At 58.4% G+C, this 11,776-nt stretch carries 11 protein-coding genes; 4 read left to right on the top strand and 7 right to left on the bottom strand.

The genetic code is table 11. The features are described 5' to 3' along the window. Positions 1-125 precede the first annotated feature (125 nt). Positions 126-827, bottom strand: a complete 702-nt coding sequence (locus HMPREF3053_RS01355) for a potassium channel family protein (RefSeq protein WP_049172150.1) — start codon at positions 825-827, stop codon at positions 126-128. Then, a complete protein-coding gene (locus HMPREF3053_RS01350; protein WP_038626542.1) occupies positions 820-2,250 on the bottom strand; it encodes a TrkH family potassium uptake protein in 1,431 nt (476 codons plus the stop codon). The genes HMPREF3053_RS01355 and HMPREF3053_RS01350 overlap by 8 nt, the downstream gene beginning before the upstream one ends. Before the next feature lie 422 nt (positions 2,251-2,672). Here HMPREF3053_RS01350 and trpB point away from each other — a divergent pair, with 422 nt between their 5' ends. Further along, a complete protein-coding gene (gene trpB / locus HMPREF3053_RS01345) occupies positions 2,673-3,998 on the top strand; it encodes a tryptophan synthase subunit beta (RefSeq protein WP_065421660.1) in 1,326 nt (441 codons plus the stop codon). A 66-nt stretch (positions 3,999-4,064) separates the two neighbouring features. On the opposite strand, the gene HMPREF3053_RS11050 is transcribed toward trpB, so the two are convergent. The 3 genes from HMPREF3053_RS11050 to purD all read right to left on the bottom strand — a co-directional run bounded on the left by HMPREF3053_RS11050 (position 4,065) and on the right by purD (position 7,678). Continuing rightward, a complete protein-coding gene (locus HMPREF3053_RS11050) occupies positions 4,065-4,220 on the bottom strand; it encodes a hypothetical protein (RefSeq protein ID WP_162837147.1) in 156 nt (51 codons plus the stop codon). Positions 4,221-5,036: 816 nt separating this feature from the next. After that, complete coding sequence (locus tag HMPREF3053_RS01340) at positions 5,037-6,164, bottom strand: aminotransferase class I/II-fold pyridoxal phosphate-dependent enzyme (protein ID WP_049172167.1); 1,128 nt, start codon at positions 6,162-6,164, stop codon at positions 5,037-5,039. Between the two features lie 239 nt (positions 6,165-6,403). Further along, entirely contained in the window at positions 6,404-7,678 is a 1,275-nt protein-coding gene (gene purD, locus HMPREF3053_RS01335) for a phosphoribosylamine--glycine ligase (RefSeq protein WP_049172166.1), read from the bottom strand. Positions 7,679-7,758: 80 nt separating this feature from the next. On the opposite strand from purD, the gene HMPREF3053_RS01330 reads away from it, so the two are divergent. The 3 genes from HMPREF3053_RS01330 to HMPREF3053_RS01320 all read left to right on the top strand — a co-directional run bounded on the left by HMPREF3053_RS01330 (position 7,759) and on the right by HMPREF3053_RS01320 (position 9,834). Then, positions 7,759-8,181, top strand: a complete 423-nt coding sequence (locus tag HMPREF3053_RS01330; RefSeq protein ID WP_049172147.1) for an HIT family protein — start codon at positions 7,759-7,761, stop codon at positions 8,179-8,181. A 170-nt stretch (positions 8,182-8,351) separates the two neighbouring features. After that, positions 8,352-9,071, top strand: a complete 720-nt coding sequence (locus tag HMPREF3053_RS01325) for an esterase/lipase family protein (protein WP_049172143.1) — start codon at positions 8,352-8,354, stop codon at positions 9,069-9,071. After that, on the top strand, positions 9,061-9,834 hold the full coding sequence (locus tag HMPREF3053_RS01320) for an alpha/beta fold hydrolase (protein ID WP_070767136.1): 774 nt from the start codon (positions 9,061-9,063) through the stop codon (positions 9,832-9,834). Before HMPREF3053_RS01325 ends, HMPREF3053_RS01320 begins: the two co-directional genes overlap by 11 nt. Positions 9,835-9,843: 9 nt before the next feature. Here the strand turns inward: HMPREF3053_RS01320 and HMPREF3053_RS01315 are convergent, their stop codons facing one another. Both HMPREF3053_RS01315 and HMPREF3053_RS01310 read right to left on the bottom strand, forming a co-directional pair. Further along, positions 9,844-10,686: a PaaI family thioesterase gene (locus HMPREF3053_RS01315; protein WP_070601118.1), complete on the bottom strand. Its 843-nt coding sequence runs from the start codon at positions 10,684-10,686 to the stop codon at positions 9,844-9,846. Between the two features lie 126 nt (positions 10,687-10,812). Beyond that, positions 10,813-11,187, bottom strand: a complete 375-nt coding sequence (locus HMPREF3053_RS01310) for a hypothetical protein (protein WP_141698013.1) — start codon at positions 11,185-11,187, stop codon at positions 10,813-10,815. Positions 11,188-11,776 lie beyond the last annotated feature (589 nt).

The following is an 11,776-nucleotide window of genomic DNA, read 5'->3' as shown; positions in this document are numbered from 1 at the left end:
CATAAACTCGCACAGTTTCACATTTGCAGCCCGTTGAGCTGGGCGTGGACCCCGCCTTTCCACACTGTTGGTCGTTGATTTCCATCGCGACGGAGCCCCGCGTGCACGGACTCCGTCGCTTCCTGTTACTCTCCGGCGAATGTCTCCAACTGCCGAATAGCGCCGGAGACAATCAGGAGATCACCTGCGGAAATGCGGTCGTCGGCAAGCGCAGGGCGGAATCGCTGACCGCGCTTTTGTACGGCGACAACCGTAATCGGTGCGCTCTGGTTAATCTCCGCCACCGTCTTATCCAGGCAGTGGATTGGCGGCGCGACCTTGCCTACTGCGTAATCGCGGTCGAACTCCAGGAAGTCCTGGACCTTGCCGCCGATGAGGTGCGCAATACGACGACCGGTGTCGGCCTCCGGGCGAATGACGTGGTGCACACCAATCTGGCCCAGGATTTTGGCGTGGGCCTGGTTATCGGCCTTTGCCCAAATCATGGGCACCCCCATATCCACCAGCGCAGACGCGGTCAGCAATGAAGCCTCAATGTCACTGCCGATGGCGATAACAACACGTTCGGCTTCATCGACACCGAGCTGCTTCAGTACCTCCGGCATGGTGGTGTCGGCGGTGACCACGTGGTCGAAGGTCGAGGACAGCTCCTGAACCACCTTTTCGCGATGGTCTACGCAGAGAACCTCGATACCGCCAGCGACCAGCTCCTCGCCGAGTGCCTGTCCGAAACGCCCCATACCGAGGATGACAACAGGCGAAGAGCTGGCTTGGTTGGAGAAATGATCTGCAAAACCAGCAAACGGGTTGAATTTCGAGTTAGCCAATGAAGGGCCTTTCTTCTGGATATTCGTAGACGCGCTGGCGTGGGCGGGCGGCCAAGGCCGTCGCCAAGGCGATTGGGCCAACACGTCCGGTGAACATCAGCACGATGAAGATTGCCTGTGCTGCCACCGGCAGGTCGGCGGTAATACCTGTGGAAAGGCCTACCGTGGCGAAAGCACTGATTACTTCAAAAAGAATTTGGTCAGTAGAAAACTGTGGTGCTAGGAAACTGACGGCGATTACTGCCAGGAATACCTGGCCGATACCGAAGGCAAGGACAACGAGAGCCTGGCGCAGCACCTTTGGGTTGAGGCGCCGCCTAGCCACGGACACGGAGGTGTCACCGCGAATCTCCGCGAGAACAGCGGCGAGAATGACTGCCGACGTCGTGATTTTCACGCCACCTGCAGTACCGCCGGTGCCACCACCAATGAACATGAGGAAGTCAGTGCCCAGCAGTGTCGATGGATGGAACTCCGCGTAATCGAGCGCGTTGAACCCCGCGGTACGCGGGCTCACACCAGCGAAGAATGAGTTGAGTATCTTCTCCCCCGCGGTGAATCCAGACATGGCATTGGACCACTCCCCAAAAGCCACCATGAGCGTACCCAAAGCAATCAGCAGAATCGTGCCTTTAATGGTGAAGCGAGTAGTCAGCGACCAGCGTTTAGGCAGCTGTCCTCGAGTGCAGACACTAAGCCACGCTTTGCCGTGCCGCCAGGCCTCGAGCAAAACAGGAAAACCCAGACCACCCACGATGAGGGCGAAGGCCAGTGGCAAAAGCACCCAGGCATCGCTATAGAACCCGATGACATTGTCGGTATACAGAGCGAAACCGGCGTTGTTGAAGCTTGAGATGGCATGGAACAAGCCTTCCCATGCAGCCTTTCCCCAGCCATACCCGTATCCGGAGTGGAACCGCAGCGTAAGTGCCACTGCCACCACAAACTCCACCAACAGAGTGAAGCTAACGGCAGCACGGACAACCCACGAAATCTCGCCCATATCCATACCGCGGCCTTCAACGCGGGCACCGGCACGGCGGTTCAGGCCGAGCCTTCCTGCTACGAAGAGGCCGAAAAGTGAAGCCAAGGTCATGAACCCGAGACCACCCAGCTGAATCAACAACATGATGACGACCTTGCCGAAGGTTGACCAATGGGTGGCCGTATCTACGGTGATCAGGCCGGTCAGGCTTGTTGCCGAGGTGGCTGTGAACAGCGCATCAGACAGCGCCGTGGGCAAACACATATCCCCAGGGCTCGGGGCGCACTGCCCCGTAGGATGGCTATTGACCGCCGAAATCGGCAGCATTAACAAAACCGTGCCAGCGGTTATCAAGGCGACATAACACCACACCACCAACGTCGTGGGACGAACTCCCCGACGTGTTTTAGTGGCCTGCCGCGACAGCGTAATCACCATCGGAACGTTAGTCCTCGTGGCCAGCGATGTCGAGGGGAATGCTGATATTCCGCCTCTGCATATGCCGGGACTTAGCGGGGAGCTGCTTTACGACCCCAGACACCGTTGCGATATCCCGTACACATTTCGTGCCCCATCCCCGCCCCCACACCCCACCCCGCTTTGGCTACTACGGAAACCTTGAGTTATGGTCAGATTCATGATGACACCCCTGATGAACACACCCGCGCCGTGCGGCGCACAGTGGTGGTGGCTCGCCTAAGTCCGCGAGCAACGTCACGTCATCTCATTAATGTCGACGGCAAACCCGTCAAGTACGAGCTCGCAAGAAGATAAATCTGGCGGGCTCTTTTCTTTTATCGGTTCGGCGAAGAGAACCAGGGCCCGCTGAAATAAACAACAGCAACGAAAGGCTCTCTTCAATGACTGATTACAACCCCAGCGCGGATGCCATCGCCAAGGCTGCAGCACCGACTGCAACCAGGGTGCCGTCGGCAAGCGTTAACGGCGCGGGCGAGGTGCGCGAAACCCTCTTGCCTGCATTTTTCGGTCGCTTCGGTGGACAGGAAGTGCCGGAGTTCCTGCTGCCAGCACTCGATGAGCTGGAAGCGGCTTACATCGAGGCGATGAGCGATCCGGAGTTCCAGCACGAGCTGGAAGAACTGCGTCGCGATTTCCTCGGCCGCGCAACCCCGCTGTTCGAATGCCGACGTCTATCCACGCCGAACACGACGATTGTGCTCAAGCGCGAGGACTTGAACCACGGCGGCGCGCACAAGGGCAACAACGTGGTCGGCCAGGCGCTGCTGGCAAAGCGCATGGGAAAAACCCGTCTCATTGCTGAGACGGGCGCAGGCCAGCACGGCACGGCCACCGCGATGGCCGCAGCGCTGCTGGGACTTGAGTGCGAGATTTACATGGGCGCGCACGATGTCGCCCGCCAGCACCCCAATGTCGAGCGCATGGAGCTCATGGGCGCGAAGGTCGTTCCCGTCACCACCGGCGAGGCCGGTTTGAAGGATGCTATTGACGAGGCACTGGTCGAGTGGAGCAAGACTCTCGACTCCACTTTCTACCTGCTGGGCACAGCCGCCGGACCGCACCCATTCCCCACTATCGTGCGTGAATTCCAGCAGGTCATCTCGGAGGAGTCACGCAGTCAGATGGCCGAGCGTTACGGCAAGCTTCCCGACGCTGTCATCGCAGCCGTCGGTGGCGGCTCCAACGCCATCGGCGCATTTGCTAACTACATCGACGACTCCGATGTCGCCCTCATTGGCGTCGAACCCGCAGGTGAGGGTCTCGACACCGACCGTCACGGCGCGCCCATCAATGCGGGCAAGACTGGTGTCCTTCACGGCATGCGCTCATTTGTCATGCTTTCCGACGACGGCGAGGTGTTGCCATCGCACTCCATCTCGGCGGGCTTGGATTACCCGTCTGTTGGCCCGGAGCACGGCATGCTGAAGGAGAATGGCCGCGCCAGCTATGTCGGAATTACCGACGAGGAGGCGCTGGAAGCGTTCCAGCTGCTCAGCCGCATGGAGGGCATTATTCCGGCGATGGAATCCTCGCATGCGCTGGCGCAGGCCATTAAGATTGCGCGACTCCGTGAAACCGACCCTGCCGCTGTTAGCGAGCTCGGGCTGCCGGTTCACGAAGGCGATGAGCCTTTGCTGTTGCTCGTGAACCTGTCGGGTCGCGGTGATAAGGATATGGAGCAGGTCCGGGAGTTCCTGAACCAGTAGGAATAACCAGTAGGGATTGCTTCCCCACTAGCTGCCTAGCAGGAATCGGACCAAAGCTAATTCTTGTTAGGCAGCACGGCGATCGTCGGCGGCGATGCCCTGCTTCGGGTTCGCCTCCACGATGGCTTCGGCAAGCAGCGATGCCAGCGCATCCTGCTTGGATTCCTTGCCGTCCTGGAAAATCGGGGACACAGTATCCATAATCTCGTTGAATGCGTTCATCAGAGGTCACCTCTCTTAAGATCTCTTTGATCTTTATTGTTGGACTTCTCCAACCGATTCTTTGCGATTCCGCAGTTGAAACGTCGTTTCATCGAATCGTTTGGAACTTATGACTTGCAACCGTAGACGACAACACAAGACCTGGCAAGCGCTAAACTTTATTTTTAGTTAACCTTTTGTTAACTTTTGGACGCTTTTTAGCTCAGGCACTGAGCCACAAACAGCGCCCCTCGACGCCGCCCCATACCTCGCTTTACTGCCGTTGATAACGGCTTCAAAAATCACGCTTTTACACAACCAAAAACAGGGCGCGGAAGTCTCTTTTGGTCAGACATAAACTATCCCCACTAAAAGCGCTTGCAGCCAACATTGAATGTGGGTTACACACCGCGCTCAATCGTCACCCCACGCAGGGATAGCCGCCAGTTCCTCAGAGGTCAACCCCATCGACAATTAAAGAAAAAGGGGCCCCTGCCAGCGGAAATAGACCACCGACAGAGCTGCCGGCTGTCAAAGATGCTGCCGCGAAGGCCACCCCACCCCACTATCGACCCAACCCCAGCCTCACTTGATGTGACCGCAGCCACAGAACCCTCAATCTGAGGCAGTTTTTCCGCCTTTACAGCAAACCGGCGATCAAGAAAACAGAGCCCCAACGGCCCCTTCCAGGAATGCCCCCAACATCGGCTCTACCAGCGACCGTCGGTAGAGGGTTTAAAGCAGCGATTCGCCCGTCGAGCACCCTATCTCGCCCGACTGAAAAACACCCCTAAAAGGGTGAGGTAAATCACACCGCGAGCGCCACTAAAAGCCGTTTTAACGACGATCAGTGAACACCCCAATACGCCGAACAGCCTCTTCCATCTCGGACGTCTCACCGGCGAAGCAGAGGCGAACCCACTGATGGCCGTTCTCTGTGTCGAAGTCGATTCCAGGGGCAACGGCCACGCCCGTTGCGGCCAACAGTTCCCGAGCCCAAGTCATGGAGTCGACGGAGTTCGGGTCGTCGTAAAGCCCTGCGATATTGGCGTAGATATAGAAACCGCCGTCGGGTGGGGCGATATTACCGAGACCGACGCGGGGCAGCCCCTCGAGCAAAACGTCGCGGTTGCGTGCGTAACGCGTCACGTGCGAATTGAGCTCGGCAATGGACTCGGGGCTGAACGCTTCCACCGCCGCTGCCTGCGAAATTGCCGGTGGACAGACAGTGAGGTTGGCTTCGAGGCGATCAAGCGGCGCACGCAGCCACTTGGGAACGATTAGCCAGCCAACGCGCCAGCCGGTCATCGAGAAGTACTTACTGACACTGCCGACCACGACCGCCGCGTCGGAGAACTCGCGTGCAGACGCACACTGTCGGCCATAAGTAATGCCGTGATAAATCTCGTCGGAAATGAGCAGGCAATCGTGCTGCTCACACCACTTCGCAATGGCACGCAGCTCGTCGGCATCGATAATGGTGCCAGTGGGGTTGTCCGGGCTGGTGACAATCACGGCCTTGGGCACGCGCGGAAGTGCCTCCAGGTGTTGGGCGGTGAGTTGGAAACGAGTCTCAGGACCACAGTCAATCTCGACAATGTTGGCGCCGAGCGCCTGCAGCGTATTGCGGTATGCGGGATAGCCCGGGCGCGCGAGCACGATGTCGTCGCCAACATCGAGGGCTGCGAGGAAGAGCGCTACGAAACCGCCGGAAGAACCGGTAGTGATGACAACATCAGCGGCTTCCGTGGCCGTGCCGTAGTTTTCACGATGCCAGGCGGCGATGGTTGCACGCAGCTCAGGCGTGCCGACGGCCGCTGTGTAGCCCAGAACCTGATTTTCTAAATCAGCACGCGCACGGGCAATCGCGGCAGCCGGGGCCGCGGTCGCGGGCTGTCCCACGCAGAGGAATAGAGCGTCACCGTGAGTGCGCTGACGCTCCTGTGCGAGCGCGAGAACATCCATCACATGGAAGGGTGCGACCTCACAACGGCGGGATGCTAGGTCGCGCTGGGGCTGGGATGCCTGCGGTGACTGCGAGGAGTTTAACGGCTGCGGTGACTGCGACGACTTTGGCGACTGCGGAGATTCGGCGTGCATACCTTCATCTTTGCAGCCGCCGAGGCCACCCGGGAAATCCAGTTCATCCCGGGTGGGTGCACCAGTGAGGCATCCGAGTGCAGCCGGACCACCTCAAGCATTATTTAGATGGAAATACGGCCCTCAACTGCAGGTAGTGCAATGTCGGTGCGGTAGTGCGAGCCCTCGAGCTTAATGGTCTTGATGGTCTCGTACGCCTTGTCGCGGGCCTCTTCCAGCGTGTCACCAACGCCGATGACGTTGAGCACACGGCCACCAGCGGAGACCAGCTCACCCGCAGCATTGCGGGCAGTACCTGCGTGGAGAATGCCATCTGCCTCACGGCCAGGCTCTGCACCTTCAATGACATCACCCGTGCGCGTCGACACCGGGTAGCCTTCAGCGGCCAGCACAACAGTCAGAGCGTAACCATCACGCCAAGACAGCGGACCGAAGTCCGCCAATGTTCCGGTAGCAGCGGCGTTGAGCAGCTGCGCCACCGGGGACTCCAGCAGCGCCAGCACGGCCTGGGTCTCCGGGTCACCGAAACGGCAGTTGAACTCAATGACAGCCGGGCCGTCCTCGCCCCAGGCCAGACCTGCGTACAGCAGACCCTGGAACGGGCAACCGCGAGCGGCCATCTCACGAGCGACCGGCTCGCAGACCTCGGTGACAATGCGCTCAGTTGCGCCTTCCGGCAGCCAGGACAGCGGGCTGTAAGCACCCATGCCACCGGTGTTCGGCCCCTCGTCGTTATTACCGACGCGCTTGTGGTCCTGAGCCGGCAACAGCGGGACGACGATTTCGCCGTCGACCAGGCAGAACAGGGAAACTTCCGGGCCGTCCAGGAAGGACTCCAGCAGCACCGGGTTACCGGCGGCCAGAACAGCCTTTGCGTGTTCGAGAGCTTCAGCGCGGTCCTTAGTGACCACGACTCCCTTGCCAGCAGCCAGACCGTCATCCTTCACGACCCAGTTCGGGCCAAAGCGGTCAATGGCGGCCTCGATGTCTTCGTCGGAGGCCTCCGGCTGGATGGCCTCTGCCGAGGCGGTCTTTACCCCAGCTGCCTTCATGACGTCCTTAGCGAAAGCCTTGGACCCCTCAATCCGAGCTGCGTCAGCGTTCGGTCCGAAGACTGCGAAACCAGCGTCGCGCAGCGCGTCTGCCACACCCGCGACCAGCGGAACCTCAGGGCCAATAACAACCAAATCGGCCCCAATTTCCTTGGCCAGCGCAACAGCGCCAGCGGGGTCATCCACGACCAGTGGATGCATGGTTGCAATTTCACTCATACCCGCATTACCAGGGGCTACGTGAAGATCAGTAGCCTGCGGGTCCTTACTCATTGCGTACAACAGGGCGTGCTCACGGGCACCGGAGCCAATTACGAGGATGCGCATAGCAATCATCTTACTAATCAGCCCGGATAACTCTCATCGCACCCAACCCCTCAATCCGCTATTCGGGTTACCCTTGGCACATGAGCACAGTATTTACCAAAATCATCAACGGTGAACTCCCCGGTCGTTTTGTCTACCGCGATGACAAGGTCGTCGCATTTTTGACCATCGAGCCAATTGCGCCTGGTCATACGCTGGTCGTCCCTGTTGAAGAGGTGGACAAGTGGACGGACGCCTCGCCTGAGCTATGGGCCCACCTCAATGAGGTTGCCCAGAAGGTTGGTCAGGCTGTTGTCTCCGCTTTTGACGCTCCGCGTGCTGGCTACCTCATCGCCGGCTTCGAGGTTCCGCACACGCACATTCATATCTTCCCTGCCCACGATATGTCCGGGTACAACCTACAGTCGGTAGATCGCAATCCTTCCGCAGAGTCCATGGATGAGGCCGCCGCCAAGCTACGGAAGGCCCTCGGGACTGACGAAGACGGAAAGTTGGTGCGCTAATCGCCGCTTCAAACGAGGATTTTCGGGAAGAACAACTTCCGGTAGTCCCTGCCCCTGAAGCGCAGGAACCGGAGGCGCAACAACCGGCTGCAGCTGAAGGATCAGCATCGCTCCCCTATGCCATCTTCCGTCCGCTGCGCGGTGTTTTCGAAGATAACTGGGGAGCCAAAGTGTCCAAATCCCGGCCGTGGCCGGTCATCCTCCTGCATGGAACAGGCCAGGTCAAGGGCATTTGGGAGACCCTCGGCGGTCAGTTACGGGAGGATGGCTGGGCTGTCTTCGCGCCAGATTTTGGGCACCGTGCAACAGACCCCATCAATCAGTCCATCGACATGCTCGTGCCTTACATCAAGGCTGTCCTGCACGCCACTGACGCAAAGCACGCCGTTATCGTGGGGCACTCGCAAGGCGGCTTAATTGCCACCCTGCTTTCTCTGCGCATTTCCAAGTACATCAAGCATGTTGTCTGCCTTGCCGCGCCCAATCACGGCACCAATCTGGGCGGCATCGCTTCCAGTATCACTAAGATCCCCGGCACAAAGTCGCTGATGAGCAACTTTGTGCAGAGCTATTGGGGCGTTTCCGGTTTGGAACAGCTCACGGGTTCAAAGATGGTTTTGAACTCCAATTCCCACGATATCCTCGGTCCCGGTGTTACTTACACCTGCATTGCCACCAAGTATGACCAGCTCATTTCCCCTCCACAGTCCTGTTTCTTGGATGATGGTGACACAGGCATGGTCACCAATCTCTATGTGCAGGACACGTTCCCTCAAGCCATCGTTTTGCATGAGCAGATGGCGCACGATTGGCGCCCCCGCGCGCTTACTCGCGAGGCACTATTCAAGCTGGTAGGCGAGGATTTTGACCCAATCGAGCATGCGGAATAGACCGCTCCTAACGCGGATTTTCCCACCGACAGCCGCACATCCGTCCCTGCCAAATCCAAGTCCAGCGTCGGGGGACCTCAGAGACCCCGTTCCGGTTATCGCACTTCATGGCACGCTCGATAGTCCCGGCACGTGGGCACCGCTTGCCGACGGACTCCGTGCCCGCGGCCGCCGAGTCTATGTACCGGCCTACGGAGACCGTGGCACTGCTGCCCTCGTAGATTCTGTCGCCGAAGTCGAGGCCTATATCAACGGAGTCTGCACTGAAACGAACTCGGACACGGTCGATATTGTGGCTCACTCGCAGGGTGGGCTACTGGCTTTCCTGCTGTTTACGCGTCTTGCAAACCATGAATGCGAGCGTTTTTCGTTTCGACGTGTCATCAGTGTGTCGGGCTCTGTCGGCGGTGTAAATCTGACTGAGATCTCCCGCATTTTGGGCTGGTGGAATGGGGCTCCTGCCCGCTGGCTAATGGGACAGGCTTTAGCCGATCAAATTGCGGTAGCGGCAGGACAATATGAACTTCCTGCAGCCAACACTGCCCCACACCTCCGAGGGCGCAAGGCAGCTGCACCTGACTGGATTAACGTCATCAGCCACCATGACAGTCTGGTCATTCCGTGGTCCGATACCGCGCAGAGCTTCCTGCCGGACAGTCGAGCTGTTTTGCTCGAATCCGAGCTGGAGGGCAGGTCTGTTGCGCATTGGAAGCAGCAAACAGACCCCGAAGTGATCGATCTGATCACTCGGCTATTGGCGTAGAGCTTCAACCTAGAACTTGGTCAACGACTCGCGCGCGGTGACGACATCCGCAAGCAGCTGCTGCGCAGCTGGCGAGGGGTTATCGGAGGTGAGGGCCTCGATGACGACGTCGGGAAGCCCTGCGGCGCGGTAGTCGTCGACAGTGACATCGCCGTACTCAAGGACGCCGTGGAGCCATGCGACTGCACGCGACTCTGGCGAAATGCAGCGTCGTGCGGTGCGTTCCTGCTGGACGAGCACATCACGGTTTTCCACCCCGCGCATCCCCAGCCGAGCAAGAGTGCGAGCAGCAGAGATGAGGTTCTCACCGGCAACACAATCCTGCTGGTTCGGATTGGCCGGCGGCTTCTTACGACCACGACGGCGCACGTAGAGCTCCTGCTGGCCAATACCGACCAGGGAACCATCGCGGTTTCGGATTACAGAGGTGTATGGAACGACCGTCGAATAGCCACCTTCTGTTTCGGCCTTAAGCTTTTCGACCATCTCATCCGGCACCTCTACCTCGAGGTACGCACCGTTCTTACCTGGGCGGATAAATTCAAACGACCCAGTTCGGGTCCATGCCTCGTACTTCTTGACGTCCAGGCGCTGCATAACCAGCGTGCCAAACAGCACATCCGTCATCGAAAACAGCGCACCGCCGAATGCCGCGCCGTGCATATTCGCAGTCAGAGCGTTCAGGCGCAGCTCCAGCCGACCTGCCGACCAGTCATCCGCAATCTCGGTGATACGGATGCCGGTGCCAAACAGCGGCGGCCAAATGTTCAGCAAGAACTTTGCCTTAGCCGGGGACATCTCTTTCTCAGCAAGCTTGTACAGGGTGCGTCGCAGCGAGGGACCAATAGACATAACTACTTACATTAGGTGCTGACCGGACGGACGCGGGTATTATTGTCCGAAAACAAAAGTGTGTCGGCTTCAGCACATGCTTTACGACGGTTCCCGCGCCCCACCTTTTATGAAGTCAGCGACTATTTAGGCAGCAAACCGTTCCGCCAGCGTATTGACGCGCCGAGTGAAGAAATCCCGCAATTGCGCGTAGCGGGGATAACCATAAATGCCGCGGTCAGCTGGGTCATCATATTCCCAGCGCTCAGTCTCTACATCTGGCGCAATGTAGTCCGAAACGTCGATTTTCCCCACGACAATGACCACATCCGCACTGTCTGCGAGAGATGGCGTGAGCTGATGAGGATCCCCATCACACCGTGCCCCCACCTCACAGAGTGCACGCCGCGCGTCTTCATCCAGACCGCGGTCATCATCATCGATGCTGATACCTGCTGACAAAACTGTCAGGCCCGGGGCAGCTTGCCGCAGCAGCCCTTCTAGTACGCGTGAGAGTCCCATGTTTGAACTACTGACAAAGAGCACCTCTGACATGGCTCTATCGTAGAATATTTTTCTCAGAGAAATCACCCCAGCTTGTGGGGTTTTCTGGAAGGTTTTACAGAAAAATGCCAAAAGCGCCCATAGCGCAGGCCCTTCCCCGAGACCAGCCCTATCGACGCTTATGACTTAAAAACAAAGCCCACTTTACATACGCGTGTAACTCCTGTGAAGCATGGGGCTGGAGTTACAGATGTGAATTCTCCGTGACCTGTGATTTTCCGGCTGTCGGTGTTGCGTCGATGCTGCGTTGTTCTGCGGTCGGTGTTGCGTTGTCCCGCTGTCGGTGTTGCGTTGTCTTATCGATGCCCTATTCACCTATCGATACGCAGCAGCGTGGCCATAAGTGAATAGCTCATCCATATGTTGACCGGGACTTCCGACAGCGTGGCCATAAGTGACAGAGAACTGCCCGACACCCAGCCCCGACAGGCATTTGCCCTTTAATCAGCCTATAAACGCATCCTTTGCTCCCCGCCCCCCAAAAAAGCCCCCTCCAAAAGCCCACCCCCTAAAAGGGTTAAGTAAAGAAAAGTGTGTCCGCATGCCA

Origin of the sequence: Corynebacterium sp. HMSC064E07 (assembly GCF_001815745.1) — a bacterium.
Lineage (GTDB): Bacteria > Actinomycetota > Actinomycetes > Mycobacteriales > Mycobacteriaceae > Corynebacterium > Corynebacterium jeikeium_D.
Note: the sequence above shows the minus strand (reverse complement) of the source record. Positions and strands in the feature narration are given on the sequence as shown.

Excerpts from the sequence above, each read along its gene's own strand:
- purD (WP_049172166.1), bottom strand. The coding sequence starts at position 7,678 with ATGCGCATCCTCGTAATTGGCTCCGGTGCCCGTGAGCACGCCCTGTTG.
- trpB (WP_065421660.1), top strand. The coding sequence starts at position 2,673 with ATGACTGATTACAACCCCAGCGCGGATGCCATCGCCAAGGCTGCAGCA.
- HMPREF3053_RS01320 (WP_070767136.1), top strand. The coding sequence starts at position 9,061 with ATGCGGAATAGACCGCTCCTAACGCGGATTTTCCCACCGACAGCCGCA.
- HMPREF3053_RS01315 (WP_070601118.1), bottom strand. The coding sequence starts at position 10,686 with ATGTCTATTGGTCCCTCGCTGCGACGCACCCTGTACAAGCTTGCTGAG.
- HMPREF3053_RS11050 (WP_162837147.1), bottom strand. The coding sequence starts at position 4,220 with ATGAACGCATTCAACGAGATTATGGATACTGTGTCCCCGATTTTCCAG.
- HMPREF3053_RS01350 (WP_038626542.1), bottom strand. The coding sequence starts at position 2,250 with ATGGTGATTACGCTGTCGCGGCAGGCCACTAAAACACGTCGGGGAGTT.
- HMPREF3053_RS01340 (WP_049172167.1), bottom strand. The coding sequence starts at position 6,164 with ATGGATGTTCTCGCGCTCGCACAGGAGCGTCAGCGCACTCACGGTGAC.
- HMPREF3053_RS01310 (WP_141698013.1), bottom strand. The coding sequence starts at position 11,187 with ATGGGACTCTCACGCGTACTAGAAGGGCTGCTGCGGCAAGCTGCCCCG.
- HMPREF3053_RS01330 (WP_049172147.1), top strand. The coding sequence starts at position 7,759 with ATGAGCACAGTATTTACCAAAATCATCAACGGTGAACTCCCCGGTCGT.